This is a genomic window from Pseudoalteromonas phenolica (assembly GCF_001444405.1).
Taxonomy (GTDB): domain Bacteria; phylum Pseudomonadota; class Gammaproteobacteria; order Enterobacterales; family Alteromonadaceae; genus Pseudoalteromonas; species Pseudoalteromonas phenolica.
In genome coordinates this window covers 850,236-874,024 of the sequence record NZ_CP013187.1, presented here as the reverse complement: position 1 = coordinate 874,024, position 23,789 = coordinate 850,236, and the positions used below count along the sequence as shown (strand labels likewise).

At 40.5% G+C, this 23,789-nt stretch carries 20 protein-coding genes, 7 tRNA genes and 1 pseudogene; 9 read left to right on the top strand and 19 right to left on the bottom strand.

What is annotated here, in order from left to right; genetic code table 11:
* Positions 1–200: 200 nt before the first annotated feature.
* Both mltF and PP2015_RS03895 read left to right on the top strand, forming a co-directional pair.
* The gene (mltF, locus tag PP2015_RS03900; RefSeq protein ID WP_058029032.1) at positions 201–1,577 is read left to right on the top strand and encodes a membrane-bound lytic murein transglycosylase MltF; all 1,377 of its coding nucleotides are present in this window, start codon (positions 201–203) and stop codon (positions 1,575–1,577) included.
* A 153-nt stretch (positions 1,578–1,730) separates the two neighbouring features.
* A complete protein-coding gene (locus tag PP2015_RS03895) occupies positions 1,731–1,910 on the top strand; it encodes a hypothetical protein (protein WP_058029031.1) in 180 nt (59 codons plus the stop codon).
* Here PP2015_RS03895 and tadA read toward each other — a convergent pair.
* Complete coding sequence (gene tadA / locus PP2015_RS03890) at positions 1,898–2,407, bottom strand: tRNA adenosine(34) deaminase TadA (protein WP_058029030.1); 510 nt, start codon at positions 2,405–2,407, stop codon at positions 1,898–1,900. The two genes, PP2015_RS03895 and tadA, sit on opposite strands and share 13 nt — an antisense overlap.
* Positions 2,408–2,824: 417 nt before the next feature.
* On the opposite strand from tadA, the gene PP2015_RS03885 reads away from it, so the two are divergent.
* Positions 2,825–4,129: an inosine/guanosine kinase gene (locus tag PP2015_RS03885; RefSeq protein WP_058029029.1), complete on the top strand. Its 1,305-nt coding sequence runs from the start codon at positions 2,825–2,827 to the stop codon at positions 4,127–4,129.
* Between the two features lie 98 nt (positions 4,130–4,227).
* On the opposite strand, the gene glsB is transcribed toward PP2015_RS03885, so the two are convergent.
* The 9 genes from glsB to PP2015_RS03840 form a co-directional block, all read right to left on the bottom strand.
* Positions 4,228–5,136: a glutaminase B gene (glsB, locus tag PP2015_RS03880; protein ID WP_058029028.1), complete on the bottom strand. Its 909-nt coding sequence runs from the start codon at positions 5,134–5,136 to the stop codon at positions 4,228–4,230.
* Positions 5,137–5,301: 165 nt separating this feature from the next.
* Positions 5,302–5,661, bottom strand: coding sequence for a ribosome hibernation-promoting factor, HPF/YfiA family (gene hpf, locus PP2015_RS03875; RefSeq protein WP_058029027.1), 360 nt, complete (start codon positions 5,659–5,661; stop codon positions 5,302–5,304).
* 222 nt (positions 5,662–5,883) lie between these two features.
* Positions 5,884–5,959 (bottom strand) — tRNA-Phe (locus PP2015_RS03870).
* Positions 5,960–6,081: 122 nt separating this feature from the next.
* Positions 6,082–6,157: transfer RNA gene (locus PP2015_RS03865), tRNA-Thr, on the bottom strand.
* Positions 6,158–6,172: 15 nt separating this feature from the next.
* Positions 6,173–6,248, bottom strand: a tRNA-Phe gene (locus PP2015_RS03860).
* Between the two features lie 124 nt (positions 6,249–6,372).
* Positions 6,373–6,448: transfer RNA gene (locus PP2015_RS03855), tRNA-Thr, on the bottom strand.
* A 15-nt stretch (positions 6,449–6,463) separates the two neighbouring features.
* A tRNA-Phe gene (locus tag PP2015_RS03850) sits at positions 6,464–6,539 on the bottom strand.
* Positions 6,540–6,585: 46 nt separating this feature from the next.
* Positions 6,586–6,661 (bottom strand) — tRNA-Thr (locus PP2015_RS03845).
* Between the two features lie 15 nt (positions 6,662–6,676).
* A tRNA-Phe gene (locus PP2015_RS03840) sits at positions 6,677–6,752 on the bottom strand.
* A 393-nt stretch (positions 6,753–7,145) separates the two neighbouring features.
* Between PP2015_RS03840 and PP2015_RS22060 the strand changes: the two are divergent.
* Together PP2015_RS22060 and PP2015_RS22180 are read left to right on the top strand one after the other, a co-directional pair.
* Positions 7,146–9,569 (top strand): annotated as a pseudogene (locus PP2015_RS22060) (ATP-binding protein); the annotation flags it as partial.
* 1,017 nt (positions 9,570–10,586) lie between these two features.
* A complete protein-coding gene (locus PP2015_RS22180) occupies positions 10,587–10,919 on the top strand; it encodes an Hpt domain-containing protein (protein WP_418054974.1) in 333 nt (110 codons plus the stop codon).
* A 293-nt stretch (positions 10,920–11,212) separates the two neighbouring features.
* Here the strand turns inward: PP2015_RS22180 and PP2015_RS03830 are convergent, their stop codons facing one another.
* From PP2015_RS03830 to proB, 7 genes are all read right to left on the bottom strand, one after another.
* On the bottom strand, positions 11,213–11,395 hold the full coding sequence (locus tag PP2015_RS03830; protein WP_058029026.1) for a hypothetical protein: 183 nt from the start codon (positions 11,393–11,395) through the stop codon (positions 11,213–11,215).
* 26 nt (positions 11,396–11,421) lie between these two features.
* Entirely contained in the window at positions 11,422–12,651 is a 1,230-nt protein-coding gene (locus tag PP2015_RS03825; protein WP_058029025.1) for a DEAD/DEAH box helicase, read from the bottom strand.
* Between the two features lie 92 nt (positions 12,652–12,743).
* Positions 12,744–13,436 carry a DUF3581 family protein gene (locus tag PP2015_RS03820; protein ID WP_058029024.1) on the bottom strand — a complete coding sequence of 231 codons (693 nt, stop codon included), beginning with the start codon at positions 13,434–13,436 and terminating at the stop codon, positions 12,744–12,746.
* A 152-nt stretch (positions 13,437–13,588) separates the two neighbouring features.
* Positions 13,589–15,073, bottom strand: a complete 1,485-nt coding sequence (gene gltX, locus PP2015_RS03815; RefSeq protein WP_058029023.1) for a glutamate--tRNA ligase — start codon at positions 15,071–15,073, stop codon at positions 13,589–13,591.
* Positions 15,074–15,169: 96 nt separating this feature from the next.
* A complete protein-coding gene (locus PP2015_RS03810) occupies positions 15,170–15,535 on the bottom strand; it encodes a glutaredoxin family protein (RefSeq protein WP_058029022.1) in 366 nt (121 codons plus the stop codon).
* Positions 15,536–15,577: 42 nt separating this feature from the next.
* Positions 15,578–16,582, bottom strand: coding sequence for a GGDEF domain-containing protein (locus tag PP2015_RS03805; RefSeq protein ID WP_138561922.1), 1,005 nt, complete (start codon positions 16,580–16,582; stop codon positions 15,578–15,580).
* 203 nt (positions 16,583–16,785) lie between these two features.
* Positions 16,786–17,892: a glutamate 5-kinase gene (gene proB / locus PP2015_RS03800; RefSeq protein ID WP_058031533.1), complete on the bottom strand. Its 1,107-nt coding sequence runs from the start codon at positions 17,890–17,892 to the stop codon at positions 16,786–16,788.
* 222 nt (positions 17,893–18,114) lie between these two features.
* Here proB and PP2015_RS03795 point away from each other — a divergent pair, with 222 nt between their 5' ends.
* A complete protein-coding gene (locus PP2015_RS03795; protein WP_058029020.1) occupies positions 18,115–18,333 on the top strand; it encodes a hypothetical protein in 219 nt (72 codons plus the stop codon).
* 18 nt (positions 18,334–18,351) lie between these two features.
* On the opposite strand, the gene PP2015_RS03790 is transcribed toward PP2015_RS03795, so the two are convergent.
* Positions 18,352–18,852, bottom strand: coding sequence for a DUF1543 domain-containing protein (locus tag PP2015_RS03790; RefSeq protein ID WP_058029019.1), 501 nt, complete (start codon positions 18,850–18,852; stop codon positions 18,352–18,354).
* Between the two features lie 180 nt (positions 18,853–19,032).
* On the opposite strand from PP2015_RS03790, the gene PP2015_RS03785 reads away from it, so the two are divergent.
* A complete protein-coding gene (locus PP2015_RS03785; RefSeq protein WP_058029018.1) occupies positions 19,033–20,676 on the top strand; it encodes an amidohydrolase in 1,644 nt (547 codons plus the stop codon).
* A 72-nt stretch (positions 20,677–20,748) separates the two neighbouring features.
* Here the strand turns inward: PP2015_RS03785 and PP2015_RS03780 are convergent, their stop codons facing one another.
* On the bottom strand, positions 20,749–20,970 hold the full coding sequence (locus tag PP2015_RS03780) for a YgjV family protein (protein ID WP_058029017.1): 222 nt from the start codon (positions 20,968–20,970) through the stop codon (positions 20,749–20,751).
* A gap of 174 nt (positions 20,971–21,144) precedes the next feature.
* On the opposite strand from PP2015_RS03780, the gene PP2015_RS03775 reads away from it, so the two are divergent.
* Positions 21,145–21,798, top strand: coding sequence for a Crp/Fnr family transcriptional regulator (locus PP2015_RS03775; RefSeq protein WP_058029016.1), 654 nt, complete (start codon positions 21,145–21,147; stop codon positions 21,796–21,798).
* Positions 21,799–22,069: 271 nt separating this feature from the next.
* The gene (locus PP2015_RS03770; protein WP_058029015.1) at positions 22,070–23,674 is read left to right on the top strand and encodes a hypothetical protein; all 1,605 of its coding nucleotides are present in this window, start codon (positions 22,070–22,072) and stop codon (positions 23,672–23,674) included.
* The last annotated feature ends 115 nt before the right edge of the window (positions 23,675–23,789 follow it).

Sequence of the window (23,789 nt, the reverse complement as noted above, 5' to 3'; positions counted from 1 at the left end):
ATTGAACGATATTTAGGGCCGCTATTATAGTCGAATTCATGGCTAGTTTTAACTGTAAAATTATAAAACTGCCAAAAATCGTATTCGGTTCTTTATTAGAGTAAAAAAACACTTTTACTTCAGAGTGTTAGATTTCTCATTTTGCATCCACTCAGAACTTTGATAGTTTAGTTTTATTAATAACCTCACGCTTTGTCTTCATGCAGTTAAAACCATTGCTTACACTCATCATTTTTATGTGGGTTTTAGTCGGATGTGATAAACCGCCTATGACGCAGCTTGAACGCGTGCAACAAAAGCATGAATTAAAAGTAGGCACCCTGGCGGGGCCTGCTAATTTTTATCAAGCGCAGCAAGGCGAACAAGGCTTTGAATATGAGTTAACACAAGCGTTTGCAAACTCACTTAACGTCAAACTCAATATCGTGCCGTTTTATAGTTTGCCAGAGCTTTTCCAACGTTTGGACAGTGGTGATTTAGATTTTATTGCCGCCGGACTCAGTTACGACCCACAACGTGGCGAGCATTATCGCTTTGGTCCAAGTTACCGAGCCATTAGCCAAAAGTTAGTTTATAAACAGGGACCAAGACGACCAAGGAGTTTTGAACAAGTCGATGCTCCTATTACTGTGTTAGCAGGCTCAAATCACTTAATTAGCTTACAAGAAGCGAAAAAAGCCTATCCTAATATTGAAATACATGTTGTTGATGATGTGGATGAAGAAGAGCTACTACAAAACATCATTGACGAAAAAATTAGTTACACGATTGCTGACTCGCACTCTCTTGCCCTTTTCCGCCGCTACCACCCAGAAGTCAGTATTGCTTTTTCGGTCACAAAACAAGATTCGATCAGTTGGATAATGCGCAAAGACCCCGATGACTCGCTATACGCATTACTGATGCCTTTTTTTGACAAAGTAAATCAAAATGGAAAATTAGCAGAGCTTGAAGAAAAGTACTTTGGCCATGTTGAAACATTTAACTATGTAAATACCCTCGCCTTTGTGGAAGCCACGAAGGAAGTACTCCCCAAGTATCAAGCATGGTTTAAAAAATACTCAGAACAAAACAAACTTGACTGGCGACTACTGGCCGCATTGAGCTACCAAGAGTCCATGTGGAAGCCGCGTGCAAAATCCCCCACAGGGGTACGTGGCATAATGATGCTCACGCAACCAACCGCAAAGCAAGTGGGTGTAAAGAACCGCCTTAAACCTAAGCAAAACATAAAAGGGGGGGCTATTTATTTGCGTAAACTGATCAAACGCGTTCCTAAGTCCGTACAATATCCAGACAATGTTTGGTTCGCTATGGCGTCATATAATGTGGGTTGGGGACATGTGAATGACGCGCGTAAGATTACTGAGCAACAAGGTGGCGATCCGAGCCGTTGGGCCGATGTAAAAAAACGACTACCACTGTTGGTAAAAAAGCGCTACTATCGAAAAACACGATATGGATATGCACGCGGGGATGTAGCAGTTCAATACGTTGATAACATCCGCCGATATTATGATGCACTGGTTTGGTTAGACGAAAACGGTGCGCTCAATTCAGAAAACGGACAAAAGTGACGCTTTCGGTCGCGTTGTCACATATTTGCAATCATTCCCTGTAATTCTGCCAATCGTAGTATCAATCAATTTTCTTAAGTAAAGAGTTATGTTGTTTGATATATGTACCAAAGACATTGGTATGGTTTAATCTCTCACAATTAGGAGGTGTCGATGCTTAACAGACGTCGTACTCACCAATTTAAACGAAACACTTCTCATACGTCACCAAATCGAAGACGTGTTTTGACTAAAAATTCGCACAAGAAGGTGCTAAATCGAAGAAAAGCGTTCGCCATCATGCAAATGGATGAAATGGCAGAAAAAAATGAATCAGCAGCTCAGCCTTCTTGAGCTGCTTGTTTTGCTAGCCTTTTCGCTTCTTTAATTTCTTTTCTGCGGCGACGAAAAAACGCCGATAACTTTTCTGCACACTGATCAGCCATCACCCCCGAAGTCACCTCTAACTGATGGTTTAACTTAGGCTCTCTAACGATATTCATTATAGACCCTGCAGAACCTGTTTTTGCATCAGCTGCACCATACACTAAGCGCTTAATTCGACTGTGAACAAGTAAACCAGCGCACATAGGGCAAGGTTCAAGGGTGACATATAAAGTGCAATCAATCAGGCGATAATTCTCGATTTTCTTACCAGCTTCTCGCACTGCCATCATCTCAGCATGGGCTGATGGATCATGGTTACAAATAGACTGATTCCAACCCGCGCTAACAAGTTCACCATCTTTCACTAACACGGCCCCAACAGGAATTTCATTCTGTTGCTCAGCTTTATCAGCATATTCTAGCGCCTTTAGCATCCAGTATTGATCTTGCTCGATTTCTGTCATTAGTGTCTGTTACTGCTACTATTTAGGAAGTTTAAGCGCAAATATACCACATTTAATTGCAATATTTGTCGATTTGGCATGGCTCAAGCTCCCGTATTTAGGCTATAATTCGCCGCTTTTTTTATTTCTTGAGCTATTATACCCGAACAATCTCAAGATAAATGACTCAGAGCGTGGCGTTCTGTTTCAGTTCAAGGAAAAGGACGCAGCGTATTGGCTGGTCCTTTCCAAGTTCTTTGACGAAGAAATGGGACTGAAGACGCGCTCCAAAGGCGAGCTTGATTGACTTTCATACTGTGTTGTCGATTTTCGATTTAGTCCACTAGATCTTCAAATCGATGCCTTGCCTGAAAGCCAATCAATTCTCGCTGAGCCACGTATCTTGAGTTAGTTTGGGTACACACACACGGGTAACACATGAAATTTCCGGGACGCCGCAGGCATAAACATTATTTTCCGGTGGAAGATAAAGACCCACTACTAGACCAGATAAGTAGTGAAGATGGGCTTAAGCGCAGTTACATTTGCGGCATAGACCAAATCGTTGTCGATATCGAAGCTAAAGTTGATCAAGCATTTCTTGACGAGTTTGGTTTGAAACGAGGTATGTCACAAGTCATCGAAAGTGAGGTGACAAATGCGTTATATGACCGTCTTAAACGCGAGAATATGATCGATTATGAGTTTGCAGGTGGCACTATAGGTAATACCATGCACAATTACTCGGTGTTAGCGGACGACCGCTCAGTACTGCTTGGTGTAATGAGTGAAAACATAAAGATTGGTAGCTACGCATACAAGTTTTTATGTAATACCTCTAGCCGAGTCGATCTGGATTATTTGCAACCAGTTGACGGCCCTATTGGCCGATGCTTCACATTAATTGATGATACAGGGGAGCGTACTTTCGCGATCAGCCCTGGCTTAATGAATCACTTAAAGCCTGAGTCAATTCCAGAGCAACTTATTGCAAATGCTTCAGCACTGGTGATTAGTGCCTACCTAATGCGTACATCTGGTGATGAGACGATGACAGAGGCTACAATTCAAGCGGTTAAGTACGCCAATGAAGCCAATGTTCCAGTTGTTTTATCACTCGGCACCAAGTTTTTAATCGAACAAGATCCTAAGTGGTGGGCTGAGTTTGTTGAAAAACATGTCGACATCTTAGCGATGAACGAAGAAGAAGGTGAAGCAATCACTGGCTTCAGCGATCCGCTATTGGCTGCAGACAAAGCGCTTGACTGGGTTGATCTTGTTATCTGCACCGCGGGCCCGAAAGGCCTCGTAATGGCGGGTTACGTTGATGATAAATTCAAACGTGAAACAGAATACCCGCTATTGCCTGGTGCAATCGCTGAATTCAATCAATATGAATTTTCTCGATCTATGCGTAAAGATGCATGTGTTAACCCAATTAAAGTTTACGCACATACAGCGCCTTATATGGGTGGCCCTGATTCAATTAAAAATACCAATGGCGCGGGCGACTGTGCGTTAGCTGCGGTATTACATGACTTATCAGCCAACGAATACCATAAAATGAATGTGCCAAATTCAGCAAAACACGAACACACAGCGATTACTTACTCATCATTAGCTCAGATCAGTAAGTATGCGAATCGTGCTAGCTATGAAGTTTTAGTACAGCACTCTCCTCGTTTATCAAGAGGGTTACCAGAACGCGAAGATTCATTAGAACAAGCGTATTGGGAACAATAATCAGAGTTGCATCAAATCAAAACAATTAAAACTTATAAAGCCGACTAATTTGTCGGCTTTATTGTATATATCATTGCGTATTAATTATTAAGTAAATTCTAATGGTTAACATACTCAGCAAGATATTCCAATGCAGCAATGCCTGCGACCGAATTGCCAAAACTATCTAGACCAGGAGACCATACAGCAGCAGTAAATTGACCCGGTAACACAGCGATAATAGTACCTGACACGCCTGACTTCCCCGGCATACCAACACGATAAGCAAAATCGCCGGCTGCGTCATAAAGACCACTGGTAAATAATAACGAATTGAGTTGTTTGGTTTGCTTTGCCGATATCACCTGCTCACCACTTTGCAAACAAACGCCCTTATTGCTTAAATAAGAAAACGTCTTTGCAAGCTCAATCACATTCACTTCTATGGCACAGTAATTAAAGTAACTCCAAAGCACTTTTTCGACGTCATTATCAAAGTTACCAAAGGACTTCATTAAATAAGCCATAGCCGCATTGCGATACCTGTGCTGATATTCAGAGTTAGCCACGGTACGATTTATTACAACATTACTGTTACCCGATTGCGCTCTAAATTTCTCTAGAACAGCATGAATAGGTGCGCTCAAGCGAGAATAAAGTGCGTCGGCAGTGACGATAGCTCCTGCATTAATAAAAGGATTTCTTGGTTTACCTTGTTCGAATTCTAGCTGAGTTAGTGAGTTAAACGCAGTTCCAGATGGTTCTTTACCAACACGCAGCCATAAATCATCACCATAGCGCTGTAATGCCATAGTTAAGGTGAGCGCTTTTGACACCGATTGCACAGTAAATTTATTACTGACATCTCCTGCCGAATATACTTTGCCATCAATAGTTTGCAGCGCAATTGCAAACTGCCCTTTCTTCTGTTCGGCAAGCGCAGGAATATAGGTCGCGACTTCTCCCTGGTGAGAGAAAGGCTCAACATGCTGGCATGTTTTTTCTAATAAAGTTTGATAATCAAGCACTAAATAAAGACCATAATTTTTTTCACAATATAGCCGATGTTAAACCACCAAAACACCAGTCGATATTCGTAACTAATAATATTAATTCAATACAAAAAACTGATTTTACTTATAAACGAAACAAGCCCGATAAATCGGGCTTGTTTCGTTGTATTTGCAATAAACTTATTGACTTAAGTTCATCTCTTGAATAATTTCGTGGGCGATAGGTGGTGTGGTACTCACTGGCTTTTCATGCCTATCTGCTTTTAACTGACCTTTTCTATGCTTTAGGGCTGCATCTAGTTTTTTTGCGGCATTTGCAATTGCCGGATACATAACTTCACCTTCTCCTTTTACCGCTACGCGTGCGCCTTCATAGTTAGTGCTAATTTCAGTATAAAACTGGTTGTGCTCTTTACTAATAATAATATCTAAGGCTATCAATGAAGGAAAATGCGTTGCGATTTTGGCAAACTTTTCTTGGACATGCTGTTTTACTGCGTCGGTTACATCTACGTGATGACCAGAAAGATTTATTTTCATAGGGTATCCTTTTTTTGTTTACCTCAACTACAGTATTGAGGGCAAAATTGGATTTCACAAGCAAAAAAATAGAAATTTTATTTTAATGAGAATGTCATTTGATTCAGATCAGCACCACATTGCAAGCGCCTAAAATGAAAACACCTTTCTATGGTTTTGAGTTGACTGAGGTTTATTTTGCTAGAAATGAAAAAGCCTCGCTATTGCGAGGCTTTTCAATGATGGTGCCCAGAGGCGGAATCGAACCACCGACACGAGGATTTTCAATCCTCTGCTCTACCGACTGAGCTATCTGGGCAAATTTTGTTTTGTAATAAAAACTCTAATGGATTTTCAATACTATCACCATAAGCTCTATCGAATGAGCTATCTGGAAATTTTTAATGAATTTAGGCTTAGTTTTACTTCTTAGCAAGAAAATGGTGCCGACTATCCGAGTCGAACGGATGACCTACTGATTACAAGTCAGTTGCTCTACCAACTGAGCTAAGTCGGCAACACCAAAAATAAGTGGTGCCCAGAGGCGGAATCGAACCACCGACACGAGGATTTTCAATCCTCTGCTCTACCGACTGAGCTATCTGGGCAAATTTTGTTTTGTACTAAAAACTCTAATGGATTTTCAATACTATTCCCGTAAGCTCTACCGAATGAGCTATCTGGGCAAATTCTTCATGAATTTAGGCTTAGTTTTACTTCTTAGCAAGAAAATGGTGCCGACTATCCGAGTCGAACGGATGACCTACTGATTACAAGTCAGTTGCTCTACCAACTGAGCTAAGTCGGCAACACCGAAAATAAGTGGTGCCCAGAGGCGGAATCGAACCACCGACACGAGGATTTTCAATCCTCTGCTCTACCGACTGAGCTATCTGGGCAAATTCTTCATGAATTTAGGCTTAGTTTTACTTCTTAGCGAGAAAATGGTGCCGACTATCCGAGTCGAACGGATGACCTACTGATTACAAGTCAGTTGCTCTACCAACTGAGCTAAGTCGGCAACACCAAAAATAAGTGGTGCCCAGAGGCGGAATCGAACCACCGACACGAGGATTTTCAATCCTCTGCTCTACCGACTGAGCTATCTGGGCAAATTTTGTTTTGTACTGAAAACTCTAATGGATTTTCAATACTATTCCCGTAAGCTCTACTGAGTGAGCTATCTGGGCAAACAACGCTTTCAAACGATTAAAACAAGTAACCATCTGGGCGTGCGGCGTATTAAACGAGTTTTGCCCCTTCAAGTCAACCCTTTTTTTAAAAGCAATGTTTGCTTGCTTAGTTTTCAACCATCAATAGCAAAGTTTGTACAAACAGTGTCTTAATTGCTTAAAACTACACCATCAAAAAGAAATAACCATGTTCCAAGATTGAATCGAAAATCCAGAAAAACGGCGAGCTTTAATAACAAGACAATGTTACGATTGGGTACTTAATAAACCAATAATAATCGAATTCTAGAGCAGTTAAATCGGACCTTATCAATGCCAAACTCTGAGAATATAAAACTATCAGGCTTTTTACCTCTGGTGCTAACAAGTATATTAACTGTTGGCTCTATTTGTGCTGCAGCCGCATTCTTTCTTCCTAAATCACAACAAGCACCACAAATTGATTTTGCTAATCAAGCACAACAGCTTTCTGAACCACTTGCAAATACCATGATGAAACAAGGATTCAGTCAGGTTAAAAAGTTATTAGCAGGCATTTCTGAAGCAGATCCAAATACTCAGTATTACTTATATAGTATGACGGGTATGTCAGAGCCTGCGCTTATCTTCCAAAGTGACGAAACAGCAATTTCACCGATTTCCCAAGTCAAACAATTTAAAGTCGGCAATACGCTAACGGTGCATCAACCTTTAAAGCTCGATGGGCAGTATGTTGGCGAGTTGATAATAAAGCATCAAGTAGAAACTGGCAGCAACACGAGTAATATCGCATATGGTTTATTTGCACTGGCTGTATTGCTAGCATTTGGCTTTGCACTTTTTGCACAACGACGCCTCGCTAAACAACTTGCTACTGATAAACAGAAATTAAAATTAGAACTTAAAAAAGTAACTGAAGAGCAAGATTACAAGAGGTTTATAGATAGCAACTTAGGATTTGGTTTTGATGAGGTAGCTCAATCTATTAATGACGTACTACAACAAGTGCAGACTTCGATAGACAATAATCAAACTTCTGAAAAAGAGCTTAAGCAACTCCAAACCAGCCTAGAAACAGAGGTGCAAGCTCGAACACTCGCACTAGAAAAGGCGACAATGAACGCCGAACGTGCCAACGAAGCAAAAACAACCTTTTTAGCAACAATGAGTCATGAGATCAGAACACCGATGAATGGTGTTATTGGTACTATTGACTTATTACGCCAAACAGACTTAGACGGCGCACAACATCGTCTAAGTACCATCATTCGTGATTCGGCTTTCTCTTTGCTGGGTATTTTAGACGATATTCTAGACTTCTCTAAAATTGAAGCCGGTAAGCTACAAATCGACAACACCGCATTCTCGGTGACTGATACCATCGAAGAAGTGGCGCGCGTACTATCTTCTGTGGCCAAAAAACGTAAGCTGGACTTACAACTTGCGATCGCCCCAGATATTCCTAAAAACCTAATTGGTGACAACATTCGTGTTCGTCAGGTTTTATATAACCTATGTAGTAACGCCATAAAGTTCACAACCACAGATGAAAACCGACAGGGCTTTGTTAAAGTCGCGGTAGAAGTTGCACAAAATACATCTGAGCATTACACATTACGTTTCTCTGTAACAGATAACGGTAAAGGCATGACTCAGCTGCAGTTGCGCGAAATTTTTAATCCGTTTATTCAAGCAGAAAACTCAATCACCCGTGAATACGGTGGTACAGGGTTAGGCCTTTCCATTTGTAAGAGCCTAATTGAACTTATGTTAGGTTCTATCAATGTAACCAGTGATTTAGGTATGGGTAGTGAGTTTGTGGTTGAGCTACCATTTAGCACTGATGGCAAAGTTGAATATGCTAATAAAGCAGTATTAGGGCAAAAGTCTGTTGTTGTTCTTACTGACAACCCTGCTCGCAAAGCCATTATATGCCGCTACCTTTCATTTATGGGCGCCAATACGAATGCTATTGATTCGATTGATGAAGCCGCTGAATTCCAACATATGCCTAATCTAATTTGGGTGCTTGATGGTTTAGAGGGTATGGCACCAGTAAACGACCAATTACGTTCTCTGCTTTACTCCCTAGAACAAAATAACCAACAGGTGATAGTTTTAAGTACCATGGACGAGTCAGCGCTCAATCACGCCAACATTTTCTATTTAAATGCGGCACCATTATGTAAGAGTAGTTTCATGACCTCTGTAATGGTTGCTGCTGGTTTACATAAACCAAAACAATTAAAGAAAGCCACATCACTTAATAATTTCTTAAATGTAGACAAAGCTCGCGCAGAAAATAAACTTGTACTATTAGCTGAAGATAATGTGTTAAATCAGCAAGTTTTGACCGACCAACTTCATTTACTTGGCTATGGTGTTGAAGTCGCTGAAAATGGGGAAGAAGGATTAGCAATGTGGAAGAAAAACCACTATCCGATCATTCTGACCGATTTACATATGCCTAAAATGTCAGGTTATGACATGGTTAAAGCCATTCGTGATGAAGCAGAAAAGAGTGATGACATCAAAGCTCAGCCTTATATTATTGCGGTAACAGCCAACGCCTTAAAGGGTGAGAAAGAGCGTTGTATTGCAACGGGTATGAATGATTACATCACTAAGCCAATTGAATTAAACGTATTAGAGGCAACACTTGCAAAATGGCAGCCTGAAAAACACGTTCAAATGTCGGCTTCGCAAGACAGTACAAAAGAGGAGCCTACTCTACCAGTTGACAATGAAGAAATATCGGACACGCATCCTAGTTCTCAGACTCAACAAAAACAGGATGAGAGTGAGCAATTTGAAGACATATCAGACACACACCTTGATGAGCCAAAAACAGAGATATCTGATGAAAACACGGATTTTGATTCAGACCTAAATTGGACTGGAGAAACGCCTCAACAAGCACAAAATACGATAGAAGATGATATTCATACTATAGATATCGATGCTTTAACCGAAACAGATAACGCGCATTTAGCATGGCAAGAGCCTGAGACAGAAGAGACAAAATCTACAAGCGCTCATGAAGATAATTATGACCTCGATTTATCAATACAGTCTCATGAAGCTGATGATCTAGCATGGCAAGAGGAAATATCATCTACCTCTTCTACACACACTCCATCTGAAGATGCGTTAGACCTGAGCCATTTTGACGAGAGTGACAGCGATTTAGAGTGGAAAGACGATTCCAGCAACGCAAAAGTTGATGAGCTTGAGCATGAGCATGAGATAAATATCGATAAAGTTGAAGCAGACAGCCAAGACAATCTTGATTGGCAAAACCTCAATGATATTGATGAAACTGCTTCAATCTCTTCCGAAGATAAAACAGAGAATGCTGTAACTGACACTTTAACTGAAGAAACTGAACAGGTTGGTTTTACAACTCCTTCTCAGGCAAGCGCTCTAACCGGCTCTCTAAGTAGCATTTCATTAGAATCGACATGGGAAGCAACACCTGCGACTCAATCTTCTGATAATACGATTCCAACGCCAAGCTTTAGTTTAGCACCGGAAGGGACTTCGCAAGATGCACTTAACCCTGCAAGCACTCAAGAAAATGCTACACCTGAAATTAAAGTACTCGTTGAAGATACGATAGAAGTTGATACTTCTAATGAAGTAAAAGCTATAGAGCCTGAATTTAGTGAAGTTCAGCCTGAGGTTGAGGCTACTACTGAGGATGATTTACCTGCGGAAGAAAGTATTGAAGAGCCGCAAGTCGATATCTCAACACTCGCTGTAGTCGATATTGATATGTTTGATAAATACGTCAATCACGACGAAGCGAAAAAACTGCGTTTCTTCAGAATGTACCTAGAACAAAGTAGTGAGTTAATCCGTGATATTTTTGCCAATGTCATGACACGCGAACAAGACAAAATCATCTCGGACTGCCACCAGCTCAAATCAATTTCAAAGACCGTTGGTGCAATGCAAGTGGCCGAAATCGCGATTCAATTCGAACAAGCATGTAAAGACCGTGAATTAACCATAGATGAGCTAATTAGTTTCAGAGACAAATTAGACGATTACTACACCGATGCGATGATGTTTATGCAAGACTTCATCAAGCAGCGTTCAGAGTAAGTCGTTAGATATAAAAAAGCCCGCTAGTTTTAAACTGCGGGCTTTTTTGTGACTGTTTTATTGTGATTAGCTTTAACTGAGCAAAATTTAGGTTAATTAACCTGAGCTTTGGTTAAGAGATTTACTAAAGTATTGATATTGAAATGATAAGTACTTTTTCAATTCTGCAGCCGGAGACTTTTAGCGATAACAAGGCGAATTTACGCATCAATAGCTGGCCTATTGTAAGTAAATTCAACGCTGTTAGCGCTGAAAGTAGCCGCTGGAGATAGATTTATTATCCAAAGCTCAGGTTAATTACCATGCCAAAGCATATAAATCAGTTTAATCACCAAAGACACCATCACTAAAGGCAAAATATATTTACTATATTTTTGCATCTTGTGTAGCCCTAAGCTTTCCTGATAGCGCTCTAACAGTGGGATCAAAATCAATAAGCTGATAACTAAACTGCCAATTATAATCAGTACATTCATAAAAACTCCTGTTTTACTTCGTTAGGCTATCTTCTTCTGCGTTGACGCTGCCCAAGTACACGTTTTTTATCTCTGTCTTTACGTGCTTTATTGGTATTCTTACGGTTATCTTTGACCTCTCGGGTCAAATCAGGTTCAAAACCACTTAGCCATTGTGGGGTTAATCGCTCATCTAATAAAACTTCAAGCTCTTCAAGTAACCACTGCTCATCTTGGCTGACTAAGCTAATAGCCTTACCCGAGCGCCCTGCTCGACCTGTGCGACCAATTCGGTGAATATAATCTTCTGCCACATAAGGTAGCTGAGCGTTAATCACGTAATCTAATGTGCTGATGTCTATACCACGCGCCGCAACGTCAGTCGCAACAAGCACGCGTACTTTGCCTTCTTTAAACTGAGTTAACCCTTTATCTCGAGCGCCTTGTGATTTATCGCCATGAATTGCACTGCTCGGCAAACCATCTTTGATTAGCTCTTTCACAAGGCTATCAGCCTGCGCTTTAGTGCGTGTAAATACCAGTACTTGCTGCCAGTTATTCTTACCAATTAAATAAGCAATGACAGCAGCTTTCTTCTCTTCATCTATTGCATAAAAGGTTTGTTCAATCGCCTCAACGGTGGTGTTTTGCTGCTCTATGCCTACACGCTTAGGATCTGATAACCAACGGCTAGCCAGCTTCTCAACACTTTCATCTAAAGTTGCTGAAAACAGCATGGTTTGTCGTGAGTCTGGTACATGACGCATAATGCGTTTTATCTCACCAATAAAGCCCATATCTAACATTCTATCGGCTTCATCAAAAACCAAATGCTGAAGTTGATTGAGTGACAAAGTGCCTTTAATTAAATGATCGAGTAAACGCCCTGGCGTTGCGATGACAATATCAACGCCTGCCTTCAAACGCTTCTCTTGAGGGCCAATATTTGCACCACCATACAGACATACCACTTTCAATTCAGTATTAGCTGCATATTGCTGGGTATTCTCCGCAACTTGTTGCGCAAGCTCGCGCGTTGGCGCCAAAACCAGTGCCCTCACTTGACCAAGCTGTGTGTCATAACGCAACAGATTGTTCAGGATCGGCAACATAAACGCCGCAGTTTTACCCGTACCAGTCTGCGCAGTCGCGATGATGTCTTTGCCTGTAAGAGCAAGTGGAATAGTCTGTGACTGAATATCAGTTGGGCTCTCGAACCCGAGTGTTTCAAGAGCAGAATGAATGGCTGGTGCCAAAGAAAAAGAAGAGAAAGACATAAATATCACTGCGAATAAATAAACTGTGTGCAGTATAACAAAAACGCGCCTGAGGCGCGCTTTGTAGTGTTATGACTTATTTTTGAATACTTTTAAAGCGTCGCTTTACGCTCATTGTAGTAAGCAATTAAATCGTCAATTGCCTGTTGGTCATAGGCCTTAATGCCAGATACTAGCATGTGCTTTTCGCCACGACCGACTTTTTTACCTTCACTTATGAAGTTAAATTTAAGAATGATTTTGCCGCGCTTGCCTTCGTATTCGAACTCAGGTGTATCCGTTTCTAATTCAACCGACTTTACATTGATATCATCAAAATGGATCGCCATCGACTCGTAAATAACCATAGGGCGAGCTGGATTGATCATCACCTCTTTTTCACCCATCACAGGCACTATCATATGCGGGAAAGTTGTGCCTGAGAAAGCCACATAATTTTTCGTTAAGCTTTCAATTAAAGTTGGGCATTGGCTTGTTTCGCCATCTCGCTTCACCGATAGCATCACTTTATCGTTTGATGTTACAGCAAACTCATCAGCCGCTTCAGGGAATTGAAGTTGTGACGTTTCGTCAACCATGCCTTCAAATTTGAAGTACATGTTTTCACTTACACCATAGCGAGATAATACTAATGAAAATAACAAGTCACCCGGCACACAAAACTTCTTCGCATCAACATCATGTAATGGATTAAAATCATCAGCTATTTTTTTAGCGAATTGGCTACCCTGTTCACGTGTGATCGTAACAATCTCGGCATCTTGTTGGTAGTAAGGCGTTAACATACATCTAGTTCCACAACTTTAAGGACGGGCTATATTAGCAGAATAAATTGTTAGAGAGGTCGTATCTGTTGTGAAATTGGCAAAAATGCACCAATAGAAAAGCCACTTTGAAATAAAGTGGCCTTTAAATAGCTTAAAATCAATATATTAGCCTACGCTTTTGGGTAGTCGCGATATGCTTTTTCTAACTTCTTAGCTTGCTTCTTAGATACACCAATGTGCTCAAGTGCCACACGTAAACGTGCACGAGACAGATCTGAACCTAAGATTTCCATTGCATCTACAACCGACGTTGAAGACGTTTTACCTGTGATGGCAACAAAGATTGGCTCTAAGAAATCTTTAATCTTCAACTCGTGATGCGTTGCTACTGCTTTCGCAATCGCGAAAATTTCATCTTTTGTCCAGCTACGAAGCGTTTCTAGTTCCCAAATAAAGAATTGAAGTGCCTGACGTACAACGTCCTCTTCCGCTTTGCCCGCGGTTAATAGCTCAGGGTCATATTCTGGAATACCACCCACAAAATGACCTGCAAGGTCCACTAAGTCTGACAGCTTGTTAATACGCGTTTTTGCTTGAGGTAAAATGCGTGATAACGTCTCACCGTTGAACTTCCAATCAACAAAGCGCTGAATCAGTTCTTCGTCAGATAGATTTTCGCGGATCCAAAGACCGTTTAACCAGTTTAGTTTGTCGATATCAAAAATTGGACCGCCAAGCGATACACGCTTCATGTCGAAGTGCTCGATCATTTCAGCCAGAGTGAACTTTTCACGCTCATCAGGCATTGACCAACCCATACGGCCTAAATAGTTAAGCAGTGCTTCTGGCAAGAAGCCCATTTCTTTGTAGTAGTTAATCGACGTCGGGTTCTTACGTTTTGACAGCTTAGATTTGTCAGGATTACGAAGTAATGGAAGGTGACCAAGTACAGGCGCTTCCCAACCAAAATCTTCATACAGCTTTAATAGCTTCGGTGCTGAGTTGATCCACTCTTCACCACGGAAAATATGGCTGATCTGCATATGGTGGTCATCAACAACGTTCGCTAAGAAATAGGTTGGGAAACCATCTGCTTTTAAAAGCACCTGCATATCTACATTTTCCCACGGGATCTCAATCTCACCGCGTAGGTAGTCATTAAACTTGAAGCTACCTTCAGTTGGGATCTTCATACGAATAACGTAAGGTTTACCCGCTTCAAGGTTTGCTTTGATTTCATCTTCGCTTAACAACAGACCACGACCATCGTACTTAGGACGAAGACCTTCAGCCATTTGCTGCTCACGCATCTCGTCTAGTTCTTCGGCTGTTGCGAAACAATAAAACGCTTTGCCTTCGTCAACTAGCTGCTGCGCAAATTGCTTGTACAAATCGCTGCGCTCAGACTGACGATATGGGCCAAACTCACCGCCCACATCTGGACCATGATCCCAGTTTAGGCCTAACCAACGCAGGCTATCCATGATCGCTTGCTCTGATTCAGGCGTGCTACGCACTTGGTCTGTATCTTCAATACGAAGAACAAATTCACCGCCTTGTTGCTTAGCAAAACAGTAATTGAAAAGGGCAATATAAGCTGTGCCTAAGTGCGGATCACCTGTTGGTGATGGAGCTACACGAGTACGGATAGTCATGTGATTTCTCTTAATTGATCAGACAATAAAATAATGGCGGGTATGCTAGCACACCCGCCATTATTCGACAAAAAATTACCTAGTATTTTGAGTTTTTTAAGCGGCTTTATCTAAGCCTTGCAAAAACGCAACGATGTCACTTGATTCATACATCCAAGTCACCTTACCTTGCTCTTCGATACGCAAACATGGCACTTTAACTTTACCACCCTGCTCAGCAAGCTCTTGACGATAAGCTTCGTTATTTTTTGCATCGCGCGTTTCCACTTTTAAACCTTCTCGTTTGATAGCACGACGTACTTTTACGCAGAATGGGCATGCCTCAAATTGATAGAGCTTAAAGTTCTCCGTTTTTGCATCAAGCTGTTGTTGCGCTTGCGCCTCACGTTTTTTACTTCTAGGCGTGAAAATAAAGTTTAAAAGAAGAATGATACGGCCTAAAAACCAACGAACAAATTTCATAATAACTCCAACGCTTAAAAATCTCGCGGAGTGTATCACAAATTAAAACAATTCAATATCACTGCCCGACACGGCTTGTTGCACAATATTAAGCTGCTGATAATCACTAACCTGATTGCGCCCGTTATCCTTAGAGAAATATAGTGCCATATCTGCCTTATTCACTAATTCAGATAACTGATAGTCATCACCGACTTGAATAAAGCCAATGCTCATGGTGACATTTGATACTTGAGGAAAACGCGTGTTTGCGATTAACTCTCTCGCCCTATCTAAAACCTTCCAAGCTTGGTCAGAATTGTCTGTCATGAATAAGATAGCAAACTCTTCGCCACCATAACGAAACAACAAATCATCAAAACGAAAATGAGATTTCAAGAGTTGTGATACTAACACAATCACTTCATCACCAATGACATGTCCAAAGGTATCATTCACTTGTTTAAAATGGTCAATATCAAGAATTGCCAAGAACCAATTCTGCTCTTGATCTATTTTTTTTTGCTGATAACGACCCTCACTATGCATTATTTCAGTTAGTTTTTGCTCAAAGCTCTGTCTATTCAAAAGCTGAGATAAGGGGTCAATGGAGCTATTATGTAACAGTTGCATCTGTAAAAAGTACACATCAAGCAAGTGTAAAATAAGCCCCTCTTCTTTATCTGTCAGTATTACTTTTCCCTCTTTATGGGCTTTATTTGTGATGATTAAACCACCTAGAGGATGAATGTCGGTCTTTGCAAAAAATAATGTGCGGGTCGGTTGCTTTAACAACTTAATGTGATCGGGTAAGTCATGAATCGCATTCTTAAACAACTTTAAGTACGCATCATATTCTTCTTGGTGCATCACACCTGATGCATGTACGGTAAACTGGAACTCAATTTGTGCTTTTACATGGCAGCATTTTTTACTAAAAAAATAAGCATCAAAGCGGTCGCTCAGAAGGTCTTGTAAAATTAAACTAAAGCACTGTTTAAGCTCATTCTCTTTTTTTTGAGAAACCAGTTGTTTAACTAAACCATAACCACAGTTTGATGTTTGCATAGGTGTTTGGGCTAAATTGACTTTATTAAAGTGTAGATGGCATAACACTAATACCCAAACTTTCTAGATAGCTTAACGAATTCATTTTTTGGAAAAGAGCTTGATAAAAAATAACAAGCTCGACATTTTACAAAGAAAAGTGTGTATAAATAGCTGCTCGGTCAATCTAGTAAGACATTGAGAAGCTGAATAAAAACTTTGGCTTAAGAATTGAACATAACTAAGTCATCACGATGAATAATGACATTAGAAAGCCCAAAGCCAAGCTGTTTGGCAATATCTTGACTGTGCAGCCCTTTTATCTGTTCTAGTTCCTGATTATCGAACGCGCATAACCCTTTTGCGAACACCTTGCCATCACTGTCGCTTAAAGTGACTAAATCACCTCGGGTAAATACACCATTTACTCCAATAATTCCTTTTGCTAATAAACTCGCACCTTGACAAGTTAAAGCCTCTACCGCCCCAAAATCACAAATAATTGTACCTGTGGATTTTGGACCACTTAATAGCCACTTTTTACGACCTTCAAGTGGCGCGTTAAACTTTAATACTCGAGTGCTTAGCGCTTCACCATTTAGTACATCAACTAAAATATTCGTTTCAGACCCTTTTGCAATAATAGTTTCAATACCTGCACGCTGGGCGATTTGTGCCGCTTGTAATTTTGTTGCCATACCGCCAGTACCAAGTGAGGTACCTGAGTCACCCGCTAAAGATTTTACGCTATCGTCAATTTCACTAATTTGTGTGATCAACTCAGCATCAGGGTTAGAACGAGGATCTGCGGTAAACAAACCAACCTGATCAGTGAGTAAAATAAGCTTATCCGCATTGGCTAATATCGCCACCAGCGACGATAAATTATCGTTATCTCCAACTTTTATTTCTGCCGTAGCCACTGCATCGTTTTCGTTAAAGATAGGAACCACATCATGCTTTAAAATCTGGGTTAAGGTATCTTTCGCAGTCAGATATCGTTCTCTGTGCTCTACATCGGCACGGGTCAACAGCATTTGCGCAACGGGCACATCATAAAGGCCAAACAACGACTGCCACTGATGAATAAGTTGGCCTTGACCAATTGCAGCGAGCATTTGCTTTTCACTCACTGAGTTGCCTATGGGTGTGGGAAGTTGACTCCGTCCAGCCGCAACGGCACCGCTCGAAACGATAACTACTTTATAGCCGTTTTCTCTTAGCTCAACACACTGACGCACAATATCAACCATTCTTGGTTTATTTAGATGCAATTTGCCTGCTGTTAACACACTTGTTCCCAGCTTTACCACAACCAATTTTTTGTTCATAACTCCCCCAATGAATACCTCTTTGGTTATATCAGAGCCAGTTTTTTGCACAAGTTAAATTTATTCATTTCACAGTCAATGCTAATATGCACACAGCTTAAATACGGCTAGTAATTACCGCTTTTTATTTAACCTTTATGTTTAAGATCAAAGCGACTTTTTTAAGTGCTTGCACAATAGCCAAACAGCGCAAAGCGATTGAATACAAGTGAAAGAGTAGATATGAAGAAACATTCAAAGAAAAAAGAACTAATGATGCTGCCACTGCTTTTTATCAGCATTTTGCTTTGTGTTGGCGGTCATTTTATTTTGCAACCCAACTATCAAGATAGCCACATCATTGAATACAGTTTAGCGGCACTGCCCTTTGTGATGTTTGCGGTTGTGATCATAGCCATCAAAATGGCCTTTAAAGCAGAAGAAAAAGAGCAAGACGATTAACTTGCTCTACGAGATTATTTATAAAACGTGATAACCAAACCAATCAGGCACAAGCTGTTGGGTTTTATCACTTGGCGTTAGATGAATATTGTAACCGGTATCGAATAAATCAACTGCAAAGCAATCATCCACATCATACAAGTCATCTTTATGTCGGTGCGACATGCCCTGTAATAGCTTAGATTTCGCTTTTTGTTTTGCCTCTTCAGGGGTTAATGCAACACACAACATAAACTCATGTTGTTCGGCTAAACTATCTGCTCTATACGCCCCCATATTCACAAAGAATAACTTTTCTCTTTGTAATGACGGTGTTTCACTTAATGTAATTTCATAGCCATCGACATATTTTACTGCCACATAACTATCCATATGCACTTTGCTTTTATCACCTACCCACTGTGCTTTTAACTTATCAAAACACGCTTCTATATTTTCACCTATCACAAAGCGTATATCGTGCATTTCAATATGACAGCCCGAAATGCGGCCACCCAAATAAACCATAAAAAGTTGCATAGCATTCCTTCAAAACTAAAACAGCTTAAAAACTATGTGTATATAGGTATAGTGACAAGAGAAGCTACTCACCGCAATAATGGCGCAAAACTTTAATACGGTTGATATAAAGAACACGATGGAATTAAATATTCTGCACTATTACTAAAAAACTGAAATCAACAGGTAAGAAGAAACATAATGATAAAACCTCTCACGCTCATCATAAGTATGTGCTTCAGTGCAATAAGCACAGCTCATACAACCTTAATTCATAACGTCAACGGCTACACGCCGACACTTGATGGCAAAATCGAACGCTTTTCCACACTCGTTTTTAAAGATGGTAAAGTCGTTAAATATGGCGATAAAGACACAGTCAAACAATTTCCTCAAGCTGAAGCTATTGATGGAAAAGGGAAAACTTTACTGCCTGGCCTAATTGATGCCCATGGTCATATTATTGGTCTAGGTAATAACTTGCAAAGGCTCGATTTGAGGGGTATTCCTTCAGCAGAAGCAGCTGGTAAAAAGCTGCAAGCTTATGCTAAAAACAATCCTGATAAGTGGCTAGTAGGCCGAGGCTGGGATCAAACCTTATGGGATAATAAAGTATTCCCAACAGCAGCCGATTTGGACAAGTTTGTTAGTGATAGACCCGTTGTACTTACTCGTGTTGACGGCCATGCAATATGGGTCAACAGTAAAGCCATGCTGTTAGCAGGCATTTCAAAGTCAACCCAATCACCTGAGGGTGGTGAAATAATTCAAGTTGCAGGTAAACCTTCTGGCATCTTCATTGATAAAGCAGAAAACTTAGTCTTGAAACATATTCCAAAACAGTCGATTGAACAAAAGCAGCGCGCTTTATTCGCTGCATCAAAACACCTACTTAGTTTAGGTATAACCTCAGCACACGACGCAGGCATTGACTTCGATACTTGGCGCTTATATCAAGATTTAGCAGAGCAAAACAAACTGCCATTTCGTATTTATGCCATGCTATCGGCGAGCAGCCCAAAACTTGATGACATGCTAGATGCCGGTGTCATCAAAAAGCAAAATGACTTTTTAAGTATTCGCAGTGTGAAAATTTACGCTGATGGTGCATTGGGCAGCCGTGGTGCCGCACTTATCAAGGACTATAAAGATAGAAAAAACCACAAAGGGCTCATGCTTGAGAACAAACCCGCACTTGAAGCCTTAATGAGCAAAACCTTTAAACATGGTTATAGCGCACATACCCATGCCATTGGTGACAGAGCAAACCGCATCGTTTTAGACAGTTATGAGAATCAGTTTAAAACTATTGGTGGCAAGTTACTACGAAACCGTATCGAGCACGCACAAATCGTGCACCCAGATGATATTCCTCGCTTTAAACAACTCGATATTATTCCATCTATGCAACCTGTACATGCCACCTCTGATATGCATATGGCAGAGAAGCGCCTGAGCGATGACCAGTTGGAAGGCGCTTACGCTTGGCAAACTTTCCTCAAGCAAGGTAGCAAAGTTGCATCAGGCTCTGACTTCCCTGTAGAACTTGCTAACCCATTTGATGGGCTTTATTCTGCGGTGACACGTATGTCTAAGCAGCAAGCACCTGAGAATGGTTGGCGTAATGATGAAAAGCTCTCACGAGAACAAGCATTAACCTCTTTTACCCTTGATGCTGCATATGCGGCATTTCAAGAATATAAATTAGGCAGTTTAGAAAAAGGCAAATGGGCAGACTTTATATTAATCGACAGAGATTATTTTACTGTGCCTGAAAGTGAGATTTTTAAGATTGGCGTAGAGCAGACTTGGATAGCAGGTGAAAAGCGTTTTGAGAAGAAGTAATTAGCGCGGTATTTCAATAATGGCCTTAGTAAACTTTATTGACGCTAAGGCCTCTCAGTTTTGCAATAAGGGTTATTGCTTACGCTCTTTTACTAACTTAATTAAATGATAAATATTCACTATCGCTAATAAAGCATTGGTAAATGCCACTGGCCAAGCTTGGATCATCACACCATAAATAGTAAAGCAAATACACCCTGTTAAATTTAACCAACGTAATTTAGTCACATTGGTCATCATTAACGACAAGACTAAAAAAACTGATGCCAAATACCCTAAATATTCCCAACTCATCGTTCACTCCAACAAATTTCATTCTTAATCAAAAAGTGCCACATCAAATTTTATTGAAATGCCTCGGCTGCAAAAATTAAGGTAAAAACTCAATAACCACTTAGCATAAGGCATAAGTCATGCTATCTTCGCAACATGTGATTAACTAGGACAATTGTCCTAAGAGCCTTTTAGATGTTCCAATACCACTTTTCTGCCAATCTCGTTGAACAATTGCTGCAATTTGCGGGTAATACCTTTGTACATACAAAGAAAGATATACTGATTCACCAAGATGAACCATTAAGCAAATTAATTCTGGTCAGAAGCGGTACAGTCTCTTTTAGTTACGATGTGGGTAATGGTAGACGATTATTACTCGGTCAGCTTGACTGCAATAACACCTTAATCGGTGAAATTGAAGCGCTCAACAATCACCCTTGCACTTATACTGTAACTTGCTTAAACGAAGTGCAGTACAACCTCATTGAACTTAAGCATTGGCGACAATTGCTGCTCGACCAACCAGAGCTCAGTTTATATACCGCGCAAACCATCGCGGCAAAGTTTATTGAAAACCAAAAAGTAAACTTAGATAAGCTATTACTTCCGCTTAGCTATAATATTGCCAAAGACTGTTTAATGCGCGCAGAAAACAGCAACCCAACTCTACTAAGGGCCTATAGTACGGTAAACGCGGAAGCAGAAAGATTCGCTACCACAGAGCGAGCTTATCGCAGAGTCGTAACCGAATTAGTAGATAAAGGTTTAATTGTCAGAACCCCTGATGGATTAAAGCCTGTTAACCTTGATGCGCTGGATGATTTTGTAGAAAGCTTTGCATGTTAATGGAGTTACAGAACACATTTAATAAAAGTGTTAATTTTTTCAGGTTAAAGTAGTACTTTAACCTGAAAAAGGAACTGATTTTAATCAAAAAATTCGTCTTCACAATTTGTATATGAACTTTTAATAAAGTATCATTTAGCCGCTTGACGAATAAATAATGACCTATTATTCTCTAGTTACTAATTTGCATTGCGGGGCAAGGTAACCTTATATCTGCAACATAATTAGTGCACTCTCAGTTTACTTGAAATTAAAGGAAAAGGTAAAAATCATGGGAAACAAAAAGTTTAATCTAACCAAACTTGCCCTAGCAATGGGTGTTACTCTAAGTCTTTCAGGCTGTTTCAGTGACAATGATAACAACGTTGAAATCAAACCACCTGTTGTTCCACCAACGACGGTAAAGGTACCTGTTTCAGATACTAAAGAAGCATTATCTTTCTATGTAAATGCATCTGTTGTTGATGCGACTGCTGATGACTTAACAGTTGTTCCAAACGCGACTGTAAAATTCTTCGAAAACGGTGTTGCTTCAGAAAATATCACTGATGTAAGCGGTAACGCTATCACTGAACTAACAACTGCGACAGGCGCGTTTACGTTCAATGTAGACTCAGATTCAGATATCAGCGAAGTAACTGTAATTATCTCAGCTGAAGGTTATTTTAACAAAACTTCTGTTATCGATTTCGGTGACAAAGATGCTGTTGTTGAGAGCTTAATCACTCTAGCAAAGAAAGATGCTCTAGTTGTTAAAGAAGCAACTGCTGCAGCTTCTGGCGGTAAACTATCTGAAGACTTAACAACTAAAACTGACGATGACTCTGTAACTGTTTCAATCTCTTCTGATGTTGAATTACGTGACGCTGAAGGCAACGCAGTTACTGGTGAGGAAGTTTCAATAAGCCTAGTTACTGCACCTTTAGATGCAGAAGATGGCAAAGCTGCTGCGATTGATGTTCTACCTGAAGGCTTTAGTGCTGTTGCAAATGATGATGCAACTTTAGTTGTTGAGCCTGCAGGTTATGTTGAAGTAAATATGTCTGCTGGTGACACTGCGATTAAGAGCTTCGACACACCGATTTCAATCACAACTACAGTGAAAGGTGATTTCGCTGAAGGTGATAAGTTTGCAATCACGTCTTTCAACGAAGAGACAGGTGTTTGGACTAAAGAAACAGGTGAAGCAACTCTAGGTGCAGGCAATGAAATGACTTTCCCTGCAAGTTTCACAACAGACCACTTAACTGGTTTCTTATTAAGCAGAACTAAAGAAGTATGTGACGCGCCAGTAACTTACACAGTAACAGGTTCTGATATTCCTAGTTCTGGCTTGTTCATGGTTCTGATCTCAAACTCTTTCTTAAAAATAAACAAGATCACTGAATCGTCAGGTACTCTAGTTACTCAAGCTGATTTAAAACGCTTTGGTGTTGCTAAAGACGCGACTGTTGAAGCTATTCTATTCGACGTGAACGACTTTGAATTTGGTAATGTAGCAAGCACAAATCTTTGTGGCGAAATTGAAATCGCAGCGACAGCTCCAACTACAACTCTAGTTGATGACGCACTTCCAATGACATTCTCTTGTTCAAATGCTGAAGTTGATGACCAATTGCCTCTAGGTGGTGCGGTAGTAACTTATGCACAAACAGGTAAGATCCCACTAGTTGCAAGTGAGTCAGCAAACGGTACATACGCACTAAACGGTTTAGTGAGTGGTGAAGAGTACAATGTAACTGTAAACACTCGTATCGAAGGCTTTACAGTTGACACATTCACAATCACTGCTGGTTCTACTGAAGCTCAGAACTTTGTTCGCGACAACTGTGTTGTTGAAGACAAAGAAGTAACTGGTACTGGTTCTGGTTCTTAATTCATAAAGTAAACTGAACTTAAAGCCGTGCAATGCACGGCTTTTTTATTTTAAAAGTAAGTGAATAAAAACATTGGTTTATTCACTTTTTTATACCAATTTCAGTCATTGACTA

Excerpts from the sequence above, each read along its gene's own strand:
- proB (WP_058031533.1), bottom strand. The coding sequence starts at position 17,892 with ATGAACAAAAAATTGGTTGTGGTAAAGCTGGGAACAAGTGTGTTAACA.
- gltX (WP_058029023.1), bottom strand. The coding sequence starts at position 15,073 with ATGACTATCCGTACTCGTGTAGCTCCATCACCAACAGGTGATCCGCAC.
- PP2015_RS03795 (WP_058029020.1), top strand. The coding sequence starts at position 18,115 with ATGAAGAAACATTCAAAGAAAAAAGAACTAATGATGCTGCCACTGCTT.
- PP2015_RS03790 (WP_058029019.1), bottom strand. The coding sequence starts at position 18,852 with ATGCAACTTTTTATGGTTTATTTGGGTGGCCGCATTTCGGGCTGTCAT.
- PP2015_RS03785 (WP_058029018.1), top strand. The coding sequence starts at position 19,033 with ATGATAAAACCTCTCACGCTCATCATAAGTATGTGCTTCAGTGCAATA.
- hpf (WP_058029027.1), bottom strand. The coding sequence starts at position 5,661 with ATGAAAATAAATCTTTCTGGTCATCACGTAGATGTAACCGACGCAGTA.
- PP2015_RS03820 (WP_058029024.1), bottom strand. The coding sequence starts at position 13,436 with ATGTTAACGCCTTACTACCAACAAGATGCCGAGATTGTTACGATCACA.
- PP2015_RS03805 (WP_138561922.1), bottom strand. The coding sequence starts at position 16,582 with ATGCAAACATCAAACTGTGGTTATGGTTTAGTTAAACAACTGGTTTCT.
- PP2015_RS03775 (WP_058029016.1), top strand. The coding sequence starts at position 21,145 with ATGTTCCAATACCACTTTTCTGCCAATCTCGTTGAACAATTGCTGCAA.
- PP2015_RS03885 (WP_058029029.1), top strand. The coding sequence starts at position 2,825 with ATGAAATTTCCGGGACGCCGCAGGCATAAACATTATTTTCCGGTGGAA.
- PP2015_RS03830 (WP_058029026.1), bottom strand. The coding sequence starts at position 11,395 with ATGAATGTACTGATTATAATTGGCAGTTTAGTTATCAGCTTATTGATT.
- PP2015_RS22180 (WP_418054974.1), top strand. The coding sequence starts at position 10,587 with ATGTTTGATAAATACGTCAATCACGACGAAGCGAAAAAACTGCGTTTC.
- PP2015_RS03825 (WP_058029025.1), bottom strand. The coding sequence starts at position 12,651 with ATGTCTTTCTCTTCTTTTTCTTTGGCACCAGCCATTCATTCTGCTCTT.
- PP2015_RS03895 (WP_058029031.1), top strand. The coding sequence starts at position 1,731 with ATGCTTAACAGACGTCGTACTCACCAATTTAAACGAAACACTTCTCAT.
- tadA (WP_058029030.1), bottom strand. The coding sequence starts at position 2,407 with ATGACAGAAATCGAGCAAGATCAATACTGGATGCTAAAGGCGCTAGAA.
- PP2015_RS03780 (WP_058029017.1), bottom strand. The coding sequence starts at position 20,970 with ATGAGTTGGGAATATTTAGGGTATTTGGCATCAGTTTTTTTAGTCTTG.
- PP2015_RS03770 (WP_058029015.1), top strand. The coding sequence starts at position 22,070 with ATGGGAAACAAAAAGTTTAATCTAACCAAACTTGCCCTAGCAATGGGT.
- mltF (WP_058029032.1), top strand. The coding sequence starts at position 201 with ATGCAGTTAAAACCATTGCTTACACTCATCATTTTTATGTGGGTTTTA.
- PP2015_RS03810 (WP_058029022.1), bottom strand. The coding sequence starts at position 15,535 with ATGAAATTTGTTCGTTGGTTTTTAGGCCGTATCATTCTTCTTTTAAAC.